The sequence below is a fragment of the Treponema sp. J25 genome (genome assembly GCF_004343725.1).
In the GTDB taxonomy this organism is placed as follows: Bacteria; Spirochaetota; Spirochaetia; order Treponematales; family Breznakiellaceae; genus J25.
Genome location: NZ_PTQW01000042.1, coordinates 19,221 through 42,384, shown reverse-complemented (window position 1 = coordinate 42,384; position 23,164 = coordinate 19,221). Strand labels below are relative to the sequence as shown.

The following is a 23,164-nucleotide window of genomic DNA, read 5'->3' as shown; positions in this document are numbered from 1 at the left end:
GAGCCTATGTTGACCTATTTTGCGGAGCAGGGAGCCACGTACGAAGAATGCCTCAGAAAAGCCCGAGCAAAGTACGGGGATAACATACAAATTTACATGCAGCGGACAGTCCAGATTGGTGGTTTCTTAGGGCTCTTCAGCCGGGAAGGGGTAGAAATCATGGGCTTTGTGAAGGAACCAGAGCGCCCGCAAAGCCTTCTTTCTTCCCTTGCTCGAAAAGAAGTCGCCTCTTGTCGGGATGCTGCAAGTCCCCCCGTGAAGGGAGAGGGATCTCGGAACCTTGCGACCGCATCCCCACGGAGCGCAGAAACGTCTTTGGAAGAGGAAAAACAGAAAATTCTTGCCCTCGCGGGTAAGGGAAGTGATCCCACCATAAAGGTGGTGCTTCAGGAGGTGCGGAGCCTTAAGGAACGGCTCGAAAGCCAATTGGGCATGTCAGTGTCGGCAGAAGAGCATCCCACCATCATAAAAATCGGAGAACTCCTGGCAGGAAATGAGTTTTCCCATTCCTACATTTCCCGTATTCAACAGCGAATACGACGGGAATTCCCCTTGGCGGAACTCGAAGATTTTGACCGGATTCAGAAACAGGTGGTGGAATGGATCGGGGAAAGTATCGAGCTCTATTCAGGAACCGAATCTAAGACGAAGCCCCGGGTAATGGTATTAGTGGGACCCACCGGTGTGGGTAAAACCACTACCATCGCCAAATTGGCGGCCATCTATGGGCTGGGCATCAATAATACCCCCGCCGTTTCGGTGCGGATGATTACCATCGACAACTATCGTATTGCGGCCCGTCAACAGATTGAAAAATATGGGGAAATCATGGGGATCCCCGTGTCTTGTGTAGAAACCTACGAAGACTTAAGAAAAACCATTTCCCTCTATGCTGATGAGGTCGATCTCGTGCTGGTGGATACCATTGGAAAGAGTCCCCGGGATTCTATCAAACTGGCAGAAATGAAGGAACTCCTTGCCGCCTGTGGCACCAGCATGGAGGTGCACCTTGCCCTTGCGGCCACCACCAAGGCAAGCGATATCAAGGAAATCCTCCAGCAGTTTGAGCCCTTTAATTATCGCTCGGTGATTGTGACTAAATTGGACGAAACAAATCGCATCGGGAATGTGGTAAGCGCCCTGAATGAAAAGGGCAAATCCATTTCTTTTATTACCAATGGCCAGCGGGTGCCTCAGGATATTGAGCGGGCATCGGTGGTGAATTTTCTTATTAATCTTGAAGGATTTAAAATCGATAGACCATATATAGAGAAGCGCTTTTCCAAGACCGCTTCGGATGTACTCGAAGGGAGATGAGCATGGAAGATCAGGCAGCCCAGCTACGAGAACTGGTAAAGGCAAAAAATGGGGGAACCGCCTCCGCTCCTTCCCCCCGGGGAAAAAAGACCCGCATTATTACGGTGGCCAGTGGAAAGGGCGGTGTGGGAAAAACCAATGTATCGGTGAACATGGCCTTAGCCTATGCCCGGATGGGTAAAAAGGTTATTGTAATGGATGCGGACCTCGGGCTTGCCAACGTAAACGTGATGCTGAACATGATTCCCAAGTACAACCTGTTCCATGTGATCCGCAAGCAAAAGACCATGCGGGAAATTATTCTGGATACCGAATATGGCATAAAAATCGTGGCCGGGGCGAGTGGTTTTTCTAAAATTGCCAATTTGAATGAGGACGAACGGCAGAATTTTATCAATGAACTGTACACCTTACAGGAGGCGGACATTATCATTATCGATACCAGTGCGGGGGTTTCGAATAATGTGCTTGCCTTTGTAGCCGCCGCAGATGATGCGATTATTGTAACCACCCCTGAACCTACCGCAATTACCGATGCCTACGGGATTATTAAAATAATCGCCACCGAAATTGACAATCTTAACATGGGGCTTAAGCTCATCGTTAATCGGGTAAAAACGGTGGCGGAAGCAAAAAAAGTGGCAGACCGGATGATTAACATCGCAAGTCAGTTCCTGAACCTTAAGGTAGATTATCTCGGATTTATCTATGACGATCCCGCGGTTCCCCTGGCGGTGCTCCGCCAAAAGCCGTTTCTGGTGTTGGACCCGAAAAGCAAGGCTTCCCATTGTATTCAACATATCGTGGGACGGATGGAAAAGACCGATATTCGGGAAGATGGGGGCTTAGGGAATTTAATCCGTCGTCTTTTTGCACGATGATACCCTGTAAGAAAGGAGGCCCAGGTGTTTGATCCTAAAATAAGTGGTATTACTGCAGCGGTGGCCTTCGGTATCTCTTTTCTTATAGGACTTATAAGTGGGGTTTCTTTTTGGGTTCTTTTGCTACGGGCCTTCCTCATGGGGGTGCTTTTTTTTGTGTTGAGCGGTATCGCCTATTGGCTTATTACCCAATATTTGCCGGAACTTATGCAGACAGGGCGAGGAACAGAAGGAACTCCATCATTGGAAGAAGAAGGCCCTCCGCCGGGGTCTCGAGTTAATATTACCCTTGAAGGAGAAGGGGAGGAACTGAGTCCTGCCGCAGCGTTGTCGGCGGAGGAAGAAGGCCTCGAAGAAATGGTTTCACCGGGGGGAGCACCTAATCCAGAAAAAGCTCTGGACCAGATGGAAGAAGGCGAGTATACTAAACAAGGGGTTGCTAGTTCGGATGTGGCAGATGCGGGGCTACGGGAAGAACCCATGCCTGCATTGCCGCCGGGTATCATCGATGATGTGGATGAACTACCCGATTTAGAAAGTATGGCCGATTCTTTTATCACTCCTGGGGTTGAGGAAGAAGAAGAGGTATCCAATTCCTCCCGGAGAGATCCTGGTGGGAAAGGAACCAAAGGAAAGGGGGGAGCCGATTCCTTCGATCCGAAAGAAATGGCCATGGCGATACAAACCCTGTTAAAAAAGGACCAGAAAGGATAGGGTATGGGGAATGTCCTCCTGGAAGAACGGACAGAAGAAGAATTGTGGGAACTCTATAAAAAGACCCGGGATCCAAAAATCCGGGAGGCCTTTATTAAACAATATGCGCCCCTGGTAAAGTATGTGGCAGGAAAAATCGCCGTTGGTATGCCCCATACGGTGGAATTTGATGACCTGGTGGGGTTCGGGGTTTTTGGTTTGCTGGACGCAATCGATAAATACGATCCGGCGAAGAATGTAAAATTTAAAACCTATGCGGTAACCCGGATTCGGGGGGCCATTTTTGATGAACTCCGTTCCATCGATTGGGTGCCCCGGTCGGTGCGGCAAAAGACCAAGGAACTAGAAGAAACCATCAGTACCCTGGAAGCCCAGTTGGGGCGGACCGCCACGGATCAGGAGATTGCCCAGGCCCTTGGCATGGATGAAGAAGAGTACCTTAAAACGGTGATGAAAATTTCGGGAACCTCCTTGCTTTCATTGAATGATATCTGGTTCTCCGGAGATGAAAACGATCGCATGTCCATTGGGGATAGTATCGAGGCGCCTGCAAGTCTTAATCCAGAGGTTATCGTCGAAAAAGACGAAATCCGCCGAATTATTGTAGAAGCCATTAATGAACTTCCCGAAAAAGAAAAGAAGGTGCTCATTTTGTATTATTACGAAGACCTGACCTTAAAAGAAATCGGCCAGGTTCTGGATGTAACCGAATCCCGGGTTTCCCAGCTTCATACGAAGGCTATTGTACGGTTACGGGCAAAGCTTACCAACATCCGAAAGGGTATCGTCTAGTACCGGAGGAAGACAGGTTTTGATGGTCGATTTTGTCCAGCTCCAGAAAATTATGAAAGAACGATTGGAACGGGACCGGGCCATCCAGACCGTGGAAGTAGAGGGGACAACCCTCGAAGAGGCGGTGGCGAATGGGGCTACCCTTCTTAATGTGCCGGTGAAAAAACTGGAGTATGAAATACTGGAGCGGGGAATAAAAGGGTTTTTCGGAACCCTGCAAAAACCCTGGAAAATCCGGGTCTATGCCCGGGCCACCCTTGAAAAGGCCCCTGAACTCGTTTCTACCGAAAGCATCCTGGATATTCAAAGCCCCGTGATAGAGGATCGCAACGGCGAAGTTTTTGTGCATCTTGCTGCAGAGGGGGCCTTCCTTAAAGTAACCGCCCCTTCTGGTAAGGGTCGACGGGCTACGGTGAAGCAAGCCATGGATGCCCTGGCGAGCCGGGCGGTCAGAGAAATAGATGAGGCCCTGGTAGAGAAGACCGTAAAGGAAGCCGCGGGGGTCTACGTAAAAGTAGGGACCTTCATACAGAACCCCGCCAACGATGCGATTATTACGGTGAACATTACCGATCAGGAAATGAAGGCCTACATCTATGTGAATCCCCCTGGTCCAGGAGGCTGCGATCTTTCGGCAGAGACCATCGCGAGTTTTCTTCGCAATAATCGGGTGGTCTACGGTATCAAAGAGGAGGTCCTTCAGGAATTTACGGATCGACCTATTTATAAAGAGATGGTCCTTGTGGCAGAAGGAACCAAACCCCAAAACGGACGGGACGCCTATATTCAATATAATTTTGAAACGGACCAAACAAAGGTCCGTCTTAAGGAAGGGCCTGGTGGCCGGGTTGATTTTAAGGAACTAAATATCATTCAAAACGTGGTGGAAGGTCAGCCCCTAGCCAAGAAGGTCCCGGCCGAACGGGGCGTGCCGGGTAAAACCGTCACCGGCAAGATTTTACCCGCCAAAAACGGCAAAGATATCCCCTTGCCCCTGGGAAAAAACGTGCATGTGGCGGAGGACCAGCTGACCATTATCGCCGATATGAACGGTCAGGTGGTGCTTTCAGGGGGCAAGATCAACGTAGAGCCCATCTATACCGTGCAAGGGGATGTGAACCTCAAAACGGGAAACATCATCTTCCTGGGCACGGTCCTCATTACAGGAAATGTGGAAGATGGTTTTTCTGTAAAGGCCGCAGGGAACATCGAAGTTCACGGAACGGTGGGCAAAGCCGAATTGGATGCAGAAGGGGATATCATTGTCCATCAGGGAATTGCGGGAAAGGGTAGTGGCCTGATCCGGGCGGGGCGCTCCATCTGGTCCCGGTTTATCGAAAATGCCATCGTGGAAGCGGGCAACATGGTGGTGGTCTCCGATGGGATCATTAATTCCAAAGTGGTGGCAGAAAAACGGATTATCTGCCAGGGAAAACGGGCCAACATTGTCGGTGGCCACCTGCGAGCCACGGAGGAAATTAACGCCAAGGTCCTGGGGAGTCCCGTCAGTGGAACCGAAACCATTTGCGAGGTGGGATTCGATCCAAAGGCCAAGGAAAAGCTCGATAACCTTGTTGCCCGGAAAGAGGCCCTGGAAAAACAACTCGATGAGATTGAGCTTAACCTGCGAACCCTTATCAACATAAAAAAGCAACGGAAATCCCTGCCCGAAGATAAAGAGGCCTACCTCCAGGAACTGGGAGAGCGACGCCAGTTTATTCTGAAAGATCTAGGGGACATAAAAGAGGAAATTACTACTACCCAGCAGTACCTCCAGGCCCTCCAGAGCAGGGGTAGGATTTCAGCGGCCAGCAAGGTCTTCCCGGGAGTAAAAATCATCATCCGGGATGTCCGGGAAGATGTAAAGAGCGAATACCGGGCGGTCACCTTTGTTCTGGAGAACAACCTGATCCGGGTAACCAAATATGAAGAGCCCGATGAAGAGACAAAGCGAGGTCCCGATGGGTATACAACCTATTGATCTCCAGACTTTATTCAGTCAACTTGATAAGGCCGGAAAACTTCAGAGTGGCACCAAAGAAAATATCCCGGCACAACAGGTTATCCAGGTAGCCCAGCAGATAAAGAAAGATGAAGAACAGGTTCGGACGGTAAAGGAAACCAAGAATCCCGAAACCGGCGCAGAACGAATAAAAGACGATACGGGGAAAAAGGAAAAACAGCTTCCTCCCCGGCAACGCCGCTCCCCTGGCGAAAAAGAAGAGGAAGTCCCAGAACAAAAAGAAAAAGAAGTGGTGCGGGATCCCGAACTGGGAACAAAGATCGATCTCAGCGGGTAAGATGATGGGTACCTATCTTATTTTTGGGGGGCTGTTGCTGTGGGCCCTTTCGTTGTGGTACCTCCGCTGGTATGTGAAGAAGAGAACCGAACCTGCTCGGATCCTCGAAAAACTCGAAGCAGAGGTGGCCCAGCTTGTTCGAGAGATTGATGCCACCACCGATCGGGACATTACCCTGATCGAAGAGCGGGTAAAGCAGTTGAAAGCCCTTTTGGAAGAAACGGACCGGCGTATTGTAAGCTACAAACGGGAAGTAGAGCGGCGGGTGCAGGAAGAGCGGGCCTATCAGGAACTAGGGCGGCGCGCGAAAAGCTCTGGAGGTGTGTCACAACCCGCTTCCCCCTCGAAAGGAGCGGGGGTTCTCTTCCCTGAACTCGAAGTGCCTGTCCCTTCTTCCCCGAAGATGGAAGAAAACGCCCTGGCTTCCCCTGAGGGAAGCCCCCGGCGGCTCTCCTCTGATCGGCCTCAGGGTGATATTCCACAGGCTTCTCCCCAGAACGGGCCTCTGCAAAGGGGGCCTCTCCCGGGAACCGTTGAGACTGCTCTTTCCTCCTTCCCCCGGGAAAATCCCTCTCCGATGGGTACCCCCTCTTTCAGCGGCGAAGGCGCGGATAGAAAAGCCTCCGACGGGGCGGAAAAAACAGAACAGAAAGTCCCATCGGCGGAGCCAGAAAAAAGCCCCTCCTCTTCTCGACCTTTTCCTGCTTTCGTGCGTTCTTCTGAGCCCATCCAGCCGAAACCGCCTCCCCTGGGGGAACAGGTGCTGGGCCTGTACCGTTCAGGCATAAGCCCTGATGTGATTGCCAAAAAACTGGGGGTTACGGTGGCGGAGGTAGAACTGGCCCTCACCGTGGAAGCCCGTCGCCACCAGGAAAACCCCCTTCTTTGACCCTGGTGAGGGGGCTTTGGGCGCCCCTCTTTCCAGTTTTTGCGCCCCCTTTGCGGGAGGGAAGGAAAGCTCTCCCAGGGGGAGTCTCTGCTCTTCTTACCGAGCAAGGCCCCTTCGAAAAGGATCCCTGAAAAGAGCAGCGTGATATTGGGTGTCCACCCCGGCGGCTATTCTTTCTGGGCAAACTGTAGGTCCTGGGAAGTAACCAATTGGACCACTTCGTCGGTGGAAAAAAGGGCATCCATATTAAGGATGATGATGAATTCCCCGTCCTTTTTCCCTACCCCCTGAACATAGTTCATAAGGAGGCCTGTTCCAAAGCGGGGCACCTCCTCTATCTGGGAAGGATCCAGTTCGATTACCTCATGCACCGCGTCGGCCAGAGCCCCGAGAATAAGCGGTCCTTCCTGGGTATCGATATCAAGGACGATGATACTGGTTTCCCGGGTGGGTTCGCTCGGTGGAAGCCCGAACTTTATTCTGAGGTCGATAACGGGCACACTGGCCCCCCGGAGGTTGATGATCCCCTTCAGGTATTCTGCCATGCGAGGTATGGGGGTGATCTTGGTGTATTCCAGGACTTCCCGGACCTTCAGTACCGGAATTGCGTACCGTTCCCCTTCGATGCTTAAGGTAAGGTATTGGTGGGTTTCTGCCATTTTTGCCCCCTTCCTTAGTGTCTATTATAAGAGATGAAGGGGGGGGGAATCAAACAAAAAAGGGGGCATCGCCCCCTTTTGTAGTAGAAAGAGGGGTGTCCGCCCCCCGCAGGAGCCGATACCCCTTTTACCCGGAAATCCTACAGCTGGAACCGGAGTCCCAGACTTGCGCCGTAGCTTCCGTCGGAGAAGTTGTAAAGTCCTGTAAGATCAAACTTCATTACGACGAGGTTAAAGGAAAATCCCCCGTAGGCCCGGAAGGCCCAGCCGGATTTTTCGAAGTAACTTTCGATTCCCGTGGCGGAGATATCCGGAACGGCCACCCCCTGGCTCTGAAGGTAAGATTTAATAGATTGGATTTCTGCTGGATCGATAGAGCCCCCGTCATAAGTAAGGTTGCTCTTTACATAGTACCCCGCCCGGGAGGCGCCGTAGGTGGCCCCAAATCCCGCATAGGGGGTAAAGAAGAGGAAGCCCTTGGATACCTGGGCTTTCAGGTCCACCGTGGTGGCCCGCCAGGAAACTCCCACCTCTGGGTCGGTGGCCGCAATGGTATGGGTTGTGGCTTCCTCGTTATAGGTGAAGGAAGTCCCTGCCCCGCTGATGGTGGTTCCAAGTCCTCCATCCATGTAGTTTACCCCGAGTCCTACGGAGACCGTGGGAAGCACCAGGTTTCCCTTCAGCACGGCGTAGCGGATATCGGCCCCCACGAGGAGGTATTTTACCGAGAGGCCGCCCGTGGTGTCTTTAATGGTGTTCCCGAGACTATCGGGAATGTATCCCGCCTTAATCCCCACATCAAAGGGAAGGAGTATCCCGCCCACCCGGGCCTCTGCCACCGCCACAGGAAGGGGAAGCACCTTATCAACCCCTGCGGGAAGGCTTACCCCCATGTTGGTTAAAAGGGGCTTTAAGTCCACCGTGGGGACCGTGGTGGCTCCCGCCGTAATACCTACCCCAAAATGGGGAGGAACCCCTAGAATCTGGCCAATATAGGCATCGGACCAGTTAAGACCCACCGTGGAATTAAAGGGTAGCGCCACCGCGAGGGCCTGGGCTGTTTTTTCCGCTCCCCGCTGAATGTCCGCTATGTTCGTCTGCCCAAAACCGGTGGCCAGGGGCCAGAGAACAAAAAGCCCCATCATCAAGATAAAAATACTTCGGCGTATCCTCATAAGCATGCTCCTTTCGTTTCAATCTCCAATGGGAATCCCATTGGGAACTGGCTCCTTTACAGATACTGCTCTGTAAAGCCCCATTAATCGCTGTATTTACAATATAGCACAGTCGGTGGTGAATGTCCAAACCAGGAAATACTCCTATTCCGCCGAGACGAGCTCTTGACATTTTTTTGTTCCTCGGGTATAAAGCTAGCCATGTTGCCGCTGTAGCTCAGTTGGTAGAGCAGAGGACTGAAAATCCTCGTGTCAAGAGTTCGATTCTCTTCGGCGGCATAAAAGCCCTTCTTTTGGAAGGGTTTTTTTGTGTCTACTTTTTTCGCAACTGGTGCGGGAGTCGTTATTCCCCCAGGGGCTTCCTCGATATCGGGCGTTACTTATCTTGCAATGTTCCTCAGAACCCTATTTTCCCCTTCGCTCTACCATTTTTAGAAAAAATCGAGTAGAGTTACTGCTATGGAATGTGTGCAAACAGAAAGTAGACACCGGTCGTATAGGTTGGTAATCCATGGTTTACGTCTTTTAGATGGGCGGCGGAGGCGGCCTGGCCCCTTTACTTTTTCCGGTACGTTGGGTAAGAAGTGGTGAGGCTCCATGAGGGTTGGTGTGTTCTGCGATCAGCACGATCTGGATAAGGCCCGGAGTATTTTAAAACTCTTTCATACCCTGGATCTGGCCGGCGAAGCCTTTGTGGTACGGACCCATTGGCGGAGTGATACCACCCGTCTCGATGAGCTTCTCTCCCGCTACACCCACCTGGTGGTGGTGTATTCGGAGCACTCCATTGCTTCAAGCTGGCTTTCCTTTATGGCGGGGTTTTGTTTAGGGGCAGAAAAGCCCCTGGTGCTATTCCGCCCTTCCCGCTATCCCTTTCAGGCGGCCTATCTGAGTTCATTCTTTCTGGTCCTTTCCCTGGAGGACCTTTCGGCCTTCCTGGAGGCGGAACGCCGGGAATGGCAGGAAGTGGCGGATCGGCGGGAAGCCCGCCGGGAACTGCTGGAATTAGGCATATCCCTGCGGGGGGATGCCTTTGCGGAGACCGTCCAGGAAGGGAACATTCACGGGGTGGATCTTTTCCTTCGGGCGGGCTTCCCGCCGGATAGCCGGGACAAGCGGGGGGTGCCGGTCCTGTGTCTTGCGGCCCGCAGTGGCAACCGGGCCATGGTGGATTTGCTCATCGATGCGGGGGCCCAGGTGAATCTTCGCTCCGAAGATCGGGGATCGACGGCCCTTATGGATGCCGTGTCGGGGGGCTTTTATGAGATTGTGGAGGACCTTCTCGAGGCCGGTACGGACGTGAATATCAAAAGCAAGGATGACCAGACCGCCCTGGTGATTGCGGTAGGCAAGGAAGATCCTCAGTTAGTTAAATTGCTTCTGGACCATGGGGCCGATCCGGATATTCCAGACAAGTTGGGACTCAGTGCGCGAAAATATGCAACCCTGTTCCATAATCAGGAAATCCTGGGATTGATTGAAGCAAAGGTTCCCGGCTAAACTGGCGATAATGGGGTTCCTATGAAACAGCATACCACAGAGATAAAGACCATTATATGTACCGGCGGCGGCACGGGGGGGCATATTTATCCCGGTTTAGCGGTTATAGAAGAACTACAGCGGCGCTATCCTTTTCGCGTTGTGTGGATTGGGAACGAAGAGGGTATGGATGGGAAGCTTATCCGGGATCAGGGAATTGAATTTTATGGGATCCCCTCGGGGAAGCTGCGGCGCTATTGGTCATTGCAAAATATTGCTGATATAGGAAAGGTCGGACGGGGTTTTTTTGCGGCCCGAAAGATTCTAAAAGAACTCAAACCCGTCTTGGTTTTTTCTAAAGGGGGCTTTGTCAGTGTGCCCCCCTGTGCGGCGGCGGCAAGTTTAGGAATTCCCGTGTTTACCCATGAATCGGACTATACGCCGGGGCTTGCCACAAAAATCAACCTGCGCTTTGCCCGCAGGATCTTTGTGGCCTATGAAGAAAGCTGCCGTTTTTTCCCTTCCTCTGTACAACCGCGGATTGTCCCAGTGGGGAATCCCGTGCGGCGGATCTTTTACGAAGCGGATCCAGAAAAGGGCTGGCGCTTTTTGGGGCTCCCCTCAGGAGAGCGGATCCTCCTGGTCCTGGGGGGTAGTCAGGGGGCCCGACAGGTCAACGAACTCATCTGGGCAAGTCTTCCCCGGCTTATTTCTTACTATGTGGTGGTGCACCAGACGGGGCCGATACAGGATGGCTGTCCTCTGCCATCAGAGCGCTATCGTCCTTTTCCGTATATACGGGATGAACTCCCCCATCTTCTTGCGGCCAGTGAAGTCGTGGTAGGCCGGAGCGGTGCCGGGACGGTGTGGGAGGCCGCTACCGTCGGTAAGCCCATGGTCCTTATCCCCCTTGCGGGGTCGGGAACCCGGGGGGACCAGGTGGATAATGCGCGCTTTTTTGAACGGGCCGGCGCGGCCCGGGTTTTGGTTGGAGAGGCGGCCCAGCCGGACACGCTAGTACAGGAAGTACAACGTCTTGCTAATGAAAGGAGCCTGCGTACCTCCATGGCAGAAGCGGCCCAGAGGATTGGGGCGATTCGGGCCGCTCAACGGATAGCAGAAGAGATTCTTCGCTTTCTGGAGGCAGGAGAGGAATGAACCTGTTAGATACTATTTTTATTGCTATTGTGGTGATTTTAGTGCTCCGGTGTACCCTGCGGGGCTTTGTGGAAGAAATTCTATCCCTGGCTGGACCAATTCTTGGAGCCCTGGCCGCGGTGTTGCTTGTAAAGCCCGTAGCCGCCTATATACGGCAACGATGGAACCTGGCGATGATGAGCGAGTTCCTTGCTTTTATTGGCATTTTTTTTGTTGTTTTTCTTGTAGTAAAGGTATTTCAGTACATTCTTACCGACATAGTGGATCGAATCAACTTTGAAGGAATAGACCGATTCTTAGGATTTTTTCTGGGTATGCTCGAAGGCTTTTTAGTACTATCCCTTGTGGTGTTTGTGCTCTATTACCAGCCCTTTGTAGATGCTTCTCCCCTCCTGGAAACAAGTATATTTGCGCGGCTTCTCTTACCTCTGGTTTCCGAATTTCATAAGGCGGCTCTGCCTAACCTGTCTAAATAATTACCGTGTAGGGAGACTGTATACATCCATGTTTGAAAATATCCTTGGTCAGCCTGCGGCAGAACAACTCCTCCGGGACATAGGGAGCCGGCGTTTACCCTCTTCTCTCCTTTTTGAGGGACCCCCCGCCTCGGCAAAGGGAACCGCTGCCCTGGAACTGGCCCGGATCCTCTCGTGCAACCAGGAAGAAGCTCCCTGGAATTGCACTTGTCCGGCCTGCGAACAGCATCGCTTCTTAGCTCATCCCGATGTGCTCATGATGGGGAGTAAAGATTTTGGGGTGGAAATTCGGGCCGCCGCCGGGGCCTTTTTGCGACTTCCTTCTCAGGGAAGTCGTCTTTTCTTTATTCGCTCCCTGCGAAAGCTCCTGGCTCGTTTTAATCCTGTTTTGTGGGAAGGGGAAGAGAATCGACTTACCAAACTGCTTCCCCTTATTACTGCCCTGGAGGAGGGTATAGAAACCCTCCAGCAGCTTCCGTTAGAAACAGAGGAGAAGCCGGAAGAGTTCGCTTCCCGGCGGGAAAAGCTGGTTACTTCCCTTGTGGAGGATGCGGCTTCCCTCGAAAGTGGGGGAATATCGGAAAGCATCCCCCTGTTTCAGATACGCCACGCCACCTATTGGTGCCGTCTTGCCCCTTTGGGAAAACAAAAGGTTCTAATTATTGAACATGCGGATCGTATGCAAGAGGGGGCTCGAAACGCTCTCCTTAAAATTCTAGAAGAACCCCCTGAACAGGTAGTGCTCGTTCTCACTACTCAACGGAAGGGGGCCATCCTTCCTACTATTCTCTCGCGGCTTCGGCCCTATCACTTTATCCAGCGGCCGGTAGCGATAGAGCAACAGGTGATCCGCCGGGTTTTTCGGGACGAAAACGGGGCGGCAAAGTTCGAACACTTGCCTCTTTACCTGCAACAGTTCCTTCCCTGCTCGGCCGAAAAAGTACAGGAAGGGGCCCGTTTTTTTCTTAAACAGGTGGTGTTATATGTGTTGGAACAGATCGGTGGAATTGCGGCGTTCTCCGATGAAAATAAGAGGGAATTGGAAAACAGCCTGTCCCTTCTTTTGAATCGGGGAGAGAAGGACCTTTTTCCTCCCCCCTTGAGTCCCCAGCGGGTTGTCGCATCCCTGGCAGAACGATTGTGTTCTTTTTCTTCTCCCTCGGTTCTCACCCTTTTTTTCTACCAGTTAGAAGAGGAGCTTCGGTCCTTGCTTCGGCAAGGGGGGCTTCCTCTTTCGGACCCCCTGTTTGAGGAACGCTGGCAGGTCTGTATCGAAGAGGTCTATCGGGACATAAACCTGTATAACCAACAAAGTACCCTTGGCCTGGAGGCCCTCTTTGTAAGATTGGCGGATATATTGTATCATCATCCCCTGGTGGCTCCCGCGGTATATGTCAGAGGAGAGGCAGGGAAAAGACTATGAGAACCTTTATTGAACGGGCCTTAAAAAAATTACCCCGGATGAACCAGGAGCAAATTACCTCCCTTCTTCTGAGTATTGCGGAGGAAAACGAACGGCTCGAAACGGTTCTTGATTCCCTTGCAGAGGGACTTTTAGTCTGTGATACAGAGGGGAACCTTATTCTTCTCAATAAATCGGCGGAGCGGCTCTTACCGCTTATTTTTCATGAACAGGGGGAGCGGCCCCTGTGGCTTGCAATTGGCGATGAGGGCATTGCGGACTTCCTAAAAAAAACCCTTACCGAAGGAGATCGGGTCCTGGATCGGGAATTTGATGTGGAGGTAAAGGGTATCCACCGGCTTCTCTCGATAAGTGTGCTTCCCCTGGTTAAGGACCGACGGGTGACGGGCTCCCTGGTACATGTGGAGGATATAACTGAAAAGCGGGCTAAGGAGGCCCAACTACGTCGGGCAGAAAACCTCGCAAGCCTTACCACCCTGGCGGCAGGGGTGGCCCATGAGATTAAGAATCCCCTCGGATCAATCTCGATCCATATTCAGCTTATCCAGAAAGCCCTGAAGGCGAGTAGGGCGGCCTGTCTTGATCCCCAAGAAGAAGACCCGGCGGTGGCCAGCCCTGCTTCTTCATCCGTATCGTCCCGGGAGGTTCCACCGGTAGCTCCCTTCGACCTACTTGAGAAATATCTCGCGGTAGTAAATGAAGAAATCGACCGGCTGAACCGGATTGTGGTAGATTTCCTGTTTGCGGTCCGCCCGATGGACATGGAATTGCGGGAAGGAAACCTGAACGAACTCATTAAAGAGCTTGTTGCCTTTGTGCAGTACGAACTTGAGCAGAATAAGATTGTTCCCAAATTGGAGCTTGATAAGGACCTGCCGCTCCTTACCTATGATGAACGGTACATCAAGCAGGCCCTGCTCAATTTGATAAAAAATGCGATTGCCGCCATGCCCGAAGGGGGAACCCTGACCATTCAAACCCAGTCCTGTGGTTCAGAAGTACATATCTCGGTAATCGATACGGGGATCGGTATCCCCGAGGAGTATATTTCTAAAATATTCGAGCCCTACTTTACCACCAAAGAGACGGGCTCGGGACTCGGACTTACCCTGGTCTTTAAAATTATCAAGGAACATCAGGGAGAAATTACGGTGCACTCAAAGGAAGGCGAAGGAACTACCTTCACGATTATCCTGCCGGTTCCCCAGAAAGAACGGCGGCTTATTGCCTATGAAGGAGGCGCCTCAGCATGAAGTTCAAACTCCTTGTGGTGGATGATGAAAAAAATATCCGGGAAGGCCTTGCGGAAGCCCTGCAGCTTGATGGTCATGAAGTAGCCCTGGCTGCGGATGGGGATGAAGCGTACAACCGTTTTCAGAAAGGGGATATAGATCTGGTTATTACGGATCTCCGCATGCCCGGAATGAGTGGGGAAGAATTGCTCCGGCGGATTACCTCTGAAAGCCCAGGGCTTCCGGTTATCGTTCTTACCGGTCATGGCACCGTAGAAAATGCGGTAGATGCCATGCGCAACGGGGCCTATGATTTTCTTACCAAACCGGTGAACCTGGATCGCTTGTCTCTCCTGGTAAAGCGGGCCCTGCAAAACCGAGAACTGTTTATCCAGCATCATCGACTGGAAGAAGAACTCGAGCGGAGTCGGGATATTGCCACCATTATTGGTAAGAGTCCCGCCATGCGAAAGGTCTACGATACCATACGGCAGGTGGCGCCTACCAAAGCCTCGGTGCTCATCACCGGCGAATCGGGGGTAGGGAAGGAATTGGTGGCCGATGCGATCCACGAGCTTTCGCCACGAAAGGGAAAACCCCTGGTTAAGGTCCACTGTGCGGCTTTGGCGGCAACCCTCCTGGAAAGCGAACTCTTCGGTCACGAAAAGGGGGCTTTTACGGGGGCCGTGGCCCGGAAGCGGGGGCGCTTTGAATTGGCCCATGAGGGGACCCTGTTTCTCGATGAAATTGGGGAAATCGACCAGAATGTACAGATTAAAATTCTCCGGGTCCTCCAGGAAAAGAAGTTTGAGCGGGTGGGGGGCGAAGAAACCATCGAAGTGGATGTCCGCATTGTGGCGGCCACCAATCGGGACCTTAAGGCGGAAATAGAAAAGGGGAATTTTCGGGAAGACCTGTATTATCGCCTTAATGTGGTTAATATCCATGTGCCGCCCCTGCGGGAACGGAAAGATGATATTCCTCTCTTGGTGGCTGCCTTCTTAAGGGAATTTGCCCGGGAAAATAACAAAAATATTGAGGGAATCGACAACCGAGCCCGCCAGGCTCTGTACTCCTATGAATGGCCCGGGAATGTGCGGGAGCTACGGAATTGTATCGAAAGTGCGGTGGTCATGGCAAAGGGCTCGGTGATTACCCTGGACGACCTTCCTCCCACGGTGGCAAACAGTCAAGGGGCCCGTCATATCCGAATTCCCCTGGGGACGACCTTGGCGGAGGCAGAAAAGATTATCATCCGGGAAACCCTGGCAGCCCAACAGGGAAATAAAAGCAAGACCGCCGAAGTGCTCGGTATCGGCCGCAAAACGCTCCATCGGAAGCTTGCCGAATGGGGAGACCTTTCCGAAGCAGAAGCTATTGAGGAAGAGGAGGATTCCTCAGGTTCCTGAAAAGGGCGCCTGTTGTATGGTCCTCTTGGGTGGGATTAGTAAGGGGAATAGACCCCCCTCATTCCTGTAAGGGAAAGGTAAGAGCCTTAACCCAACCCTCAGATCTTTAAAAAAATGCACCTTCTGTTTGCTTGTTTTGGATGGGATGCACAGGTCTTTAAAAAAGAGGACCTTCTGGTTGCTTATTCTACCCGGCCGGTTTCGCGCCACCGCTGGATCCGTTCGTAGGCAGCGTTAATGCGGGCCGATTTTTCTGTGGCCCGCTGCATGTTTGCAGGGTGCCCTGCATGCCGGTCAGGATGGTGAAGTTTGAGGAGCCGTTTATAGGCGGCTTTACAGGTTTCTTCATCGGCGCCAAAGGGTACCCCCAATTCTTCAAAGTCCTTTCGTAGGGTCTCGGGAATAGATTGATTTCGAGTACTTCCTCTGGCAGCTCTCGAAAAGGCGTTTCCCCCGTTTTCAAACTGAGAACCCTCAAAGTCTGTTTGCCGCTGCCACCGGGAAGAGCGGGAATTGAGAAAATCCTCAAGTTCCTGGTAAGCCTCATCTAAATCGGGATCACTAAAGGGCCTTTGAGAAGAGGAATGAGGGGGGGGAGAAAACCACGGATCCTCTTCTCGAAGAAAACTGCGGAGAACCTCCCCCAAACGATCAAAAAACTTGTCCATACCTACTTGTACCCCTTTATATATTCAATATACTATGGGTAAGGAACTTCCGTACAGGGGCCTATGAACCTTTCCCCTGGTATACCCCTTGCGATGAAATAGTTTTTAACGATATAGTTTATATCGTTAAAAATATAACGAATAAAACGGTGAACAAGTGAGGTAGGTATGGATATACGAAAGCATGATTTTGGCACCCTTTATACGGGAGAACGGGTACATCTGTATGAACTTTCGAATAAAAAAATTACCCTTTTTTTATCTACCTATGGCGCTACCTGGGTAGCCCTGTTTTTACCTGATAAAAACGGGAAGAAAGAGGATATTCTCCTGGGCTATCCCACTCTGGAAGGATATACTAAGAATAGTCCCTATTTTGGGGTTACCGTAGGACGCTTTGCAAACCGTATTGGCAAAGGTGCCTTCGTGGTGGATGGAACAACCTACCATCTTCCTATAAATGATGGGCAAAATACTCTGCATGGGGGCTACCGGGGCTTTGATAAACGAAACTGGAAGGCCCGCCCCTTTAAAACAAAGGATACGGTGGGGGTTTGTTTTGAATTATACAGCCCCGCTGGGGATGAAGGCTTCCCGGGAAATCTTCAGGCGGAGGTTCGCTATGCCCTTACCAAGGATCACCGTATTACCTGTGAATATCGGGCCTTCGTGGATGCTCCCTGCCCGGTGAATCTAACCAATCATGCCTATTTCAATTTGAATGGAGAAGGACGGGGAACCATTCTGGATCACGAAGTACGGCTCTTTGCTTCTCAGGTACTCGAGGTGGACCAGAATCTTTTGCCTACCGGAAAAATTCTTTCGGTTACCGATAAAAATCATGGGGCCTTTGATTTTACCCGTCCAAAACCCATTGGCCAGGATATTCAGAAGATCCCCGGCGGCTATGATCACTGTTATGTAGTCGATGGGAAAGAGGGAACCCTCCGTCCCGTTGCCGAGGTGTATGCTCCCCTTTCGGGGCGGCGGATGAGGGTTTTCTCTACCCAGCCGGGGGTTCAATTTTATACGGGGAACTTTTTACGGAATGAGGTAGGCAAGAAGGGGTCCTTGTATCCCCAGCATGGGGGTTTTTGCCTCGAAACCCAGCATTTCCCCGATAGCCCTAACCGGAGCGAATTCCCCTCAGCTATTTTTGGGCCGAATCGTCCTTACCGAGAAGAAGCTTATTTCCAGTTTTCTTGGGAAAGCTAGGGTGCTTGAAACAAAGAACAATAAAAATTAAACTGAAACGAGAAGGGGAGTCGGGTCGGTGTCGGAACAGAAAAAACTCTTGCTTAAGATATTTAAGGCAGAACTAGAGGACTGTATCGAAGATGCAGAAGACCTTTCTAACCTGTATGAACGTCGTTTTTGCAGTGATGATGTCACTAATTATGTATATCAAGAAAACCGGGCCCTGCTCCAACGAGAAATTGCGGGTTTAAGGGATTCTCTTCAGATTCTCGATTCCCTTAATATTGAGCAATATAAGGATTACCGGGAATTGGCCGGCGCAATCGACGAAATTATTCAAAAAGTGGTAATGGAATTGGAAGACCCCGAAGCAGTTTACACTATTGCAAAACGTAAATTGCTTAAGGTTTTGAAATACATTGAGGATCGGTCGATCTAACCAGTCCTGGCGAAAGTGAGGAGACTATGGATATTCAATTGCAGGAACTACTTGATAAAATAAAAAGGGATGGTGTAGAAGCGGCCACAGCTCAGGCTGAGGCTATTATCCAGGAAGCAAAACAGCGGGCTACGGCTATAGTAGAGCAGGCAAAAAAAGATGCCGAAAACCAGGTGAAACGGGCCCAGGAAGAAACCGTTCGGCTTGAAAAGGCCAGTATTGCGGCGATTGAACAGGCAGCTCGTAACGGGCTGCTGCAATTTAAAGATGAGGTGCAGGCCCTTTTAAATCAACTTGTGACAAACACACTGGAGAAGGCATACGACGAAAAGGTTCTTCAGGAATGCTTACCCACCATCCTTACCGAATGGGTACGAAAGGGGCAGGACTCGTTGGAATTGCTTCTTTCCCCCGCCGATTTGGAAAAACTTAAAGATTCCCTGTTTAAAAAATTAACCAATGAGCTTGCAAAAGGGGTGGAACTCAAGGCTGATCGTAGCTTAAAGCGGGGGTTCCGCATTGCACAGAAAGATGGAGCGGTATATTACGATTTTTCTGCTCCTGCGGTAGCAGAACTCCTGTGTACGTACCTCAATCCTCGCCTGGCAGAAATCCTTCGAGGCGTGGCTCAAAACATAGACCGTGGGGAGTAAGGGTGTGTCTGCGTACTACTACCTGGTAGCCCAACTCCCTTCCCTTTCATTTGGAGTGCCGGCGGGGATTGATATTCCCTCTTTTCTCGATCTTTGTGGATCCTTTCTGAGCGAAAAGGATAGGGCCTTGTTGCCGCTCTTGGCTCTTTCTCCCGAAGGGAATATCACCGGTGCCTTGGGGAGTGGGTATGAGCAGGAGATAAAGCCCTGTGGGTCTCCTGTAATTGACGGCTGGCGCCGGTGGGAACGGGCCCTTCGCCTTCATCTAGGACAGGGACGGTATCAGCGGCTTAAACGGGAGACTCCCCGCCTTGCGGATCCTCCGGTGGATCCCCTTGATGCGGCCAGGGTTGCTCGCTCTGCCCTCACGATAAGCGATCCCCTGGAGGCAGAGACCTTCTTGGATCGGGAGCGGTGGGCCGTAATTGACTGTCTTATGGGGTTTGATTATTTTGGTCGAGATTCGGTCTTTGCCTATTATCTTAAATTGCAAATTCTCGAGCGGCGGAGTCTCTTTACGCGAGAACGGGGACTTGAAGCCTTTTCATCGGTCTATGCTTCGATCGTAGAAGCGGCCAAACTGTAGTTTGTAGATGGGAGAACCAGCATGGTTGGAACGAAGGGAACAGTGATAGCGGTAAACGGTAACATGGTAGGTGTCCGCTTCGAAGGGATTGTCTCCATGAACGAAGTGGCCTACGTTATCGTGAAGGATAAACGGTTAAAAAGTGAAGTAATCCGGATCCGGGGAAACCTGTGTTATCTACAGGTGTTCGAAATGACCAAGGGGATCGCCGTCGGTGATCCGGTGGAATTCTCCGGGGACATGCTTTCGGTAGAACTCGGGCCGGGCCTGCTCGGGCAGGTGTTCGACGGGCTCCAGAATCCCCTCCCGAAACTGGCGGAGCAGGCGGGCTATTTCCTTGAACGGGGGATCTACCTTGATGCGCTTCCTCTGGATGCAAACTGGGAATTTACCCCCACGGCAAAAGTGGGGGACGTGGTGGAGCGGGGAGACACCCTCGGCACCGTTCCAGAAGGGGCCTTTACCCATCGGATCATGGTCCCATTCAATCTGTATGGGCAGTATACGGTAAAGTCGATTCGACCCGCCGGATCCTACCATGTCCGGGAAACCATCGCGGAGTTGGAGGATGTCTCCGGTACGGTAATTCCGGTGGCCCTTTCTTTCCGATGGCCCGTAAAGCGGGCGGTGGATTGTTACGAAGAACGGCTTAAACCGGTAGAACCCCTCGTGACCCATGTCCGGTTGATTGATACCTTCTTCCCTGTGGCTCGCGGGGGAACCTACTGTATTCCCGGCCCCTTTGGGGCAGGAAAGACAGTGCTCCAGCAGATTACAAGCCGCCACGCGGATGTGGACATCGTGGTTATCGCTGCCTGTGGTGAACGGGCCGGCGAAGTGGTGGAAACCCTCAAGGAGTTTCCGGAACTGCTGGATCCCAAAACGGGCCGTAGCCTTATGGAACGGACCGTTATCATTTGTAATACCTCTTCTATGCCCGTAGCGGCCCGGGAAGCGTCCGTGTATACGGCAGTGACCATCGCCGAATATTACCGGCAGATGGGGCTCCATGTGTTACTCCTGGCGGACTCCACCAGCCGCTGGGCCCAGGCAATGCGGGAAATGTCGGGACGGCTCGAGGAAATCCCCGGAGAAGAGGCCTTCCCCGCATATCTGGAATCGGTCATTGCGGCCTTCTACGAACGGGCGGGCATTGTTCGTCTTAAAGATGGCAAGGTGGGCTCCGTGACCATTGGGGGAACCGTCTCGCCTGCGGGAGGTAACTTTGAAGAACCCGTAACCCAGGCGACCCTTAAGGTGGTGGGGGCCTTCCATGGCCTTTCCCGGGAACGATCCGATGCCCGTAAGTATCCCGCCATCCATCCCCTAGATTCCTGGTCCAAATACAATGGCATCATTCCCAGAGAAAAGGTTCGCTATGCCCATAGCTTTATGGCCCGGGGAAGTGAAGTAGAACAGATGATGAAGGTGGTCGGGGAAGAAGGAACTAGCCTTGAGGATTTTATTATCTACCTTAAGGGAAATTTCCTGGACTCGGTGTATTTTCAGCAGAACTCCTTTGACCCGGTGGATGCGGCGGTAAGCCCGGAACGGCAAAAGCATGTGTTTGCCCTGCTGTTAAAAATCCTGGCAAGCCAATTTAATTTTTCTTCCAAAGAAGAGGCCCGGACCTACTTTAACCGCCTGCGGCAGAAATTCCTGGACTACAACGGTTCGGAATGGAAGAGCCAGCGTTTTAAGGAAATCGAGGAAGAAATTATGGCTTCCGTGGCCGAACGCAGCCAGGGGCTGGATCCCCGGGCAGAAAAACTACTGGTATAGGACGGAGTGGCGCCATGAAAAAGATATATAGCAAGATTGAATCGATTACAGGAAACGTCATCACCGTCCGGGCGACGGATGTACGATATGGAGATTTGGCGGAAATTGATACCGCCTTTGGGACCTCCCTGGCGGAGGTAATCCGGCTACAGGAAGATCTGGTTTCCCTCCAGGTCTTTGCGGGAGGTCGGGGAATCTCCACTGGAGATACGGTTCGGTTTTTAGGGCATCCCATGCGGGTATCCTTTTCGGAAAACCTCCTGGGCCGTATTTTTAATGGGGCCGGGGAGCCCCGGGACAAGGGGCCGACCCTCCGGGAAAACCTTATCCCCATTGGGGGACCCTCGGTAAATCCTTCCAAGCGAATCATCCCCCGCCGGATGATCCGGACGGGTATCCCCATGATCGACCTGTTTAATACCCTGGTGGTTTCCCAGAAGCTTCCCATTTTTTCTGTTTCGGGAGAACCCTATAACGAACTCCTTGCCCGGATCGCCATGCAGGCGGAGGTAGACATTATCATTCTGGGGGGCATGGGGTTAAAATACGACGATTATCTGTATTTTAAGGATACCCTGGAGAATGCGGGGGCCCTTTCCCGGACCGTCATGTTTGTCCATACCGCTGCGGATCCAGTTGTAGAATGTCTCATGGTTCCTGACATATCTCTTGCGGTGGCCGAACAGTTTGCCCTTCAGGGTAAGGACGTGCTTGTCCTCCTGACGGATATGACGAACTTTGCCGATGCCCTTAAGGAAATCGCCATTACCCAGGAACAGGTTCCTTCGAACCGGGGCTATCCGGGGGATCTCTATAGTCAGCTTGCGGCCCGGTACGAAAAGGCCGTCGATTTTGATACCGCCGGCTCTATTACCATCCTGGGGGTAACCACCATGCCGGGGGATGACGTGACCCACCCCGTTCCGGACAATACGGGCTATATTACCGAAGGTCAGTATTACCTTAAGAATGGTCGGATTGAGCCCTTTGGGTCCCTTTCTCGTTTAAAACAGCAGGTAAATGGCAAAACCCGTCCCGATCATCGGGCCCTCATGGATGGGATGATAAAACTCTACGCGGCCTACAAGGACACCCTGGAAAAAAAGGCCATGGGCTTCATGATGTCCGCCTGGGATATGAAGCTCCTTAAGTACGGAGAAAAATTCGAAAAGGAAATGATGGACCTTTCGGTAAATATTCCCCTTGAACGGGCCCTGGACCTGGGATGGGAAATCCTGGCCGATTGTTTTGAGCCCGAAGAAACGGGGCTCAGAACAGAGTTGATTAACCAGTATTGGCCTAAAAAGCGAGCCTAGGGGGCTTACCCATGGCAAAGATAAAGCTTACCAAAAACGAGCTTAAAAAACAGAAGGATGCCCTCAAGATGTATGAGCGGTACCTTCCCACCCTGATGCTTAAAAAACAGCAGCTTCAGATGGAAATTCGGGTGGTAGAAGGTAAAATAGCCCGGCTTGAGGAGACAAAAAAGCAGGTGCAAGATAAGGCAACGCCCTGGATTGCGGTGTTTGGCGAGACGGGGATATGCACTGCCGATTTGATCCGGGTGCAACAGGTCCATACCGAGCGGGGGAACATTGCGGGGGTTGATATTCCCCTGTACAAGGGCTTAGATTTCTGGGTTGCACCCTACGATGTGCTTCGAACCCCCCTCTGGCTTGATGCGGCCATATCCCTATTATGCCAGATGCTGGAACTGGATATGGAGATTCGGGTGCTTCGGGAACAGCAAAAACGATTGGAACAGGAACTGCGGACCACCAGTCAGCGGGTGAATTTGTTTGAAAAGGTGAAAATCCCTGAGACAAAGGCAAATATAAAGAAAATTCGGGTGTATCTGGGGGATCAGCAGACCGCAGCGGTGGTTCGAGGAAAAATTGCCAAACGAGCGATGGAGAGGGTATCCCAATGATAGTT

At 51.8% G+C, this 23,164-nt stretch carries 23 protein-coding genes and 1 tRNA gene; 21 read left to right on the top strand and 3 right to left on the bottom strand.

What is annotated here, in order from left to right:
- Positions 1-6 precede the first annotated feature (6 nt).
- Genes flhF through C5O22_RS11955 form a run of 7 tightly spaced genes read left to right on the top strand, consistent with a single transcriptional unit; the run spans position 7 to position 6,893 of the window.
- Positions 7-1,317: a flagellar biosynthesis GTPase FlhF gene (gene flhF, locus C5O22_RS11985; protein WP_243692938.1), complete on the top strand. Its 1,311-nt coding sequence runs from the start codon at positions 7-9 to the stop codon at positions 1,315-1,317.
- A 2-nt stretch (positions 1,318-1,319) separates the two neighbouring features.
- Positions 1,320-2,198, top strand: coding sequence for a MinD/ParA family protein (locus C5O22_RS11980; protein ID WP_132782130.1), 879 nt, complete (start codon positions 1,320-1,322; stop codon positions 2,196-2,198).
- A 24-nt stretch (positions 2,199-2,222) separates the two neighbouring features.
- Positions 2,223-2,912, top strand: a complete 690-nt coding sequence (locus C5O22_RS11975; RefSeq protein WP_132782128.1) for a hypothetical protein — start codon at positions 2,223-2,225, stop codon at positions 2,910-2,912.
- 3 nt (positions 2,913-2,915) lie between these two features.
- Positions 2,916-3,704, top strand: coding sequence for an RNA polymerase sigma factor WhiG (whiG, locus tag C5O22_RS11970; protein ID WP_132782126.1), 789 nt, complete (start codon positions 2,916-2,918; stop codon positions 3,702-3,704).
- 22 nt (positions 3,705-3,726) lie between these two features.
- On the top strand, positions 3,727-5,685 hold the full coding sequence (locus C5O22_RS11965) for a FapA family protein (RefSeq protein WP_132782185.1): 1,959 nt from the start codon (positions 3,727-3,729) through the stop codon (positions 5,683-5,685).
- Entirely contained in the window at positions 5,666-6,004 is a 339-nt protein-coding gene (locus C5O22_RS11960; RefSeq protein WP_132782125.1) for a hypothetical protein, read from the top strand. The genes C5O22_RS11965 and C5O22_RS11960 overlap by 20 nt, the downstream gene beginning before the upstream one ends.
- 1 nt (position 6,005) lies before the next feature.
- Entirely contained in the window at positions 6,006-6,893 is an 888-nt protein-coding gene (locus C5O22_RS11955; protein WP_132782123.1) for an atrophin-1 family protein, read from the top strand.
- Between the two features lie 167 nt (positions 6,894-7,060).
- Here C5O22_RS11955 and C5O22_RS11950 read toward each other — a convergent pair whose 3' ends face one another.
- Both C5O22_RS11950 and C5O22_RS11945 read right to left on the bottom strand, forming a co-directional pair.
- Positions 7,061-7,552, bottom strand: coding sequence for a chemotaxis protein CheW (locus tag C5O22_RS11950; RefSeq protein ID WP_132782121.1), 492 nt, complete (start codon positions 7,550-7,552; stop codon positions 7,061-7,063).
- A gap of 140 nt (positions 7,553-7,692) precedes the next feature.
- The gene (locus C5O22_RS11945; protein WP_132782119.1) at positions 7,693-8,727 is read right to left on the bottom strand and encodes a hypothetical protein; all 1,035 of its coding nucleotides are present in this window, start codon (positions 8,725-8,727) and stop codon (positions 7,693-7,695) included.
- A 206-nt stretch (positions 8,728-8,933) separates the two neighbouring features.
- Between C5O22_RS11945 and C5O22_RS11940 the strand changes: the two genes are divergently transcribed.
- The 7 genes from C5O22_RS11940 (at position 8,934) to C5O22_RS11910 (ending at position 15,904) form a co-directional block, all read left to right on the top strand.
- Positions 8,934-9,006 (top strand) — tRNA-Phe (locus C5O22_RS11940).
- A gap of 318 nt (positions 9,007-9,324) precedes the next feature.
- Positions 9,325-10,227: an ankyrin repeat domain-containing protein gene (locus tag C5O22_RS11935; RefSeq protein WP_132782117.1), complete on the top strand. Its 903-nt coding sequence runs from the start codon at positions 9,325-9,327 to the stop codon at positions 10,225-10,227.
- Positions 10,228-10,248: 21 nt separating this feature from the next.
- Positions 10,249-11,364: an undecaprenyldiphospho-muramoylpentapeptide beta-N-acetylglucosaminyltransferase gene (murG, locus tag C5O22_RS11930; protein ID WP_132782115.1), complete on the top strand. Its 1,116-nt coding sequence runs from the start codon at positions 10,249-10,251 to the stop codon at positions 11,362-11,364.
- Complete coding sequence (locus tag C5O22_RS11925) at positions 11,361-11,840, top strand: CvpA family protein (protein ID WP_132782113.1); 480 nt, start codon at positions 11,361-11,363, stop codon at positions 11,838-11,840. Before murG ends, C5O22_RS11925 begins: the two co-directional genes overlap by 4 nt.
- Positions 11,841-11,868: 28 nt before the next feature.
- Positions 11,869-13,263, top strand: coding sequence for a DNA polymerase III (locus C5O22_RS11920; RefSeq protein WP_165910521.1), 1,395 nt, complete (start codon positions 11,869-11,871; stop codon positions 13,261-13,263).
- Positions 13,260-14,516, top strand: a complete 1,257-nt coding sequence (locus C5O22_RS11915; RefSeq protein WP_132782109.1) for a two-component system sensor histidine kinase NtrB — start codon at positions 13,260-13,262, stop codon at positions 14,514-14,516. The genes C5O22_RS11920 and C5O22_RS11915 overlap by 4 nt, the downstream gene beginning before the upstream one ends.
- Positions 14,513-15,904: a sigma-54-dependent transcriptional regulator gene (locus C5O22_RS11910; protein ID WP_132782107.1), complete on the top strand. Its 1,392-nt coding sequence runs from the start codon at positions 14,513-14,515 to the stop codon at positions 15,902-15,904. Before C5O22_RS11915 ends, C5O22_RS11910 begins: the two co-directional genes overlap by 4 nt.
- A gap of 182 nt (positions 15,905-16,086) precedes the next feature.
- On the opposite strand, the gene C5O22_RS11905 is transcribed toward C5O22_RS11910, so the two are convergent.
- Positions 16,087-16,572 carry a J domain-containing protein gene (locus C5O22_RS11905; protein WP_132782105.1) on the bottom strand — a complete coding sequence of 162 codons (486 nt, stop codon included), beginning with the start codon at positions 16,570-16,572 and terminating at the stop codon, positions 16,087-16,089.
- A gap of 168 nt (positions 16,573-16,740) precedes the next feature.
- On the opposite strand from C5O22_RS11905, the gene C5O22_RS11900 reads away from it, so the two are divergent.
- Genes C5O22_RS11900 through C5O22_RS11870 form a run of 7 tightly spaced genes read left to right on the top strand, consistent with a single transcriptional unit; the run spans position 16,741 to position 23,159 of the window.
- Positions 16,741-17,787, top strand: a complete 1,047-nt coding sequence (locus tag C5O22_RS11900; RefSeq protein WP_132782103.1) for an aldose epimerase family protein — start codon at positions 16,741-16,743, stop codon at positions 17,785-17,787.
- A 58-nt stretch (positions 17,788-17,845) separates the two neighbouring features.
- A complete protein-coding gene (locus tag C5O22_RS11895) occupies positions 17,846-18,208 on the top strand; it encodes a hypothetical protein (protein ID WP_132782102.1) in 363 nt (120 codons plus the stop codon).
- A gap of 26 nt (positions 18,209-18,234) precedes the next feature.
- On the top strand, positions 18,235-18,861 hold the full coding sequence (locus tag C5O22_RS11890) for a V-type ATP synthase subunit E (protein WP_132782100.1): 627 nt from the start codon (positions 18,235-18,237) through the stop codon (positions 18,859-18,861).
- Between the two features lie 4 nt (positions 18,862-18,865).
- Complete coding sequence (locus C5O22_RS11885) at positions 18,866-19,447, top strand: DUF2764 family protein (protein ID WP_165910520.1); 582 nt, start codon at positions 18,866-18,868, stop codon at positions 19,445-19,447.
- A gap of 21 nt (positions 19,448-19,468) precedes the next feature.
- Positions 19,469-21,229, top strand: a complete 1,761-nt coding sequence (locus C5O22_RS11880; protein WP_132782097.1) for a V-type ATP synthase subunit A — start codon at positions 19,469-19,471, stop codon at positions 21,227-21,229.
- Positions 21,230-21,243: 14 nt separating this feature from the next.
- On the top strand, positions 21,244-22,545 hold the full coding sequence (locus C5O22_RS11875) for a V-type ATP synthase subunit B (RefSeq protein ID WP_132782095.1): 1,302 nt from the start codon (positions 21,244-21,246) through the stop codon (positions 22,543-22,545).
- A gap of 11 nt (positions 22,546-22,556) precedes the next feature.
- Positions 22,557-23,159, top strand: a complete 603-nt coding sequence (locus tag C5O22_RS11870; RefSeq protein WP_132782093.1) for a V-type ATP synthase subunit D — start codon at positions 22,557-22,559, stop codon at positions 23,157-23,159.
- Positions 23,160-23,164 lie beyond the last annotated feature (5 nt).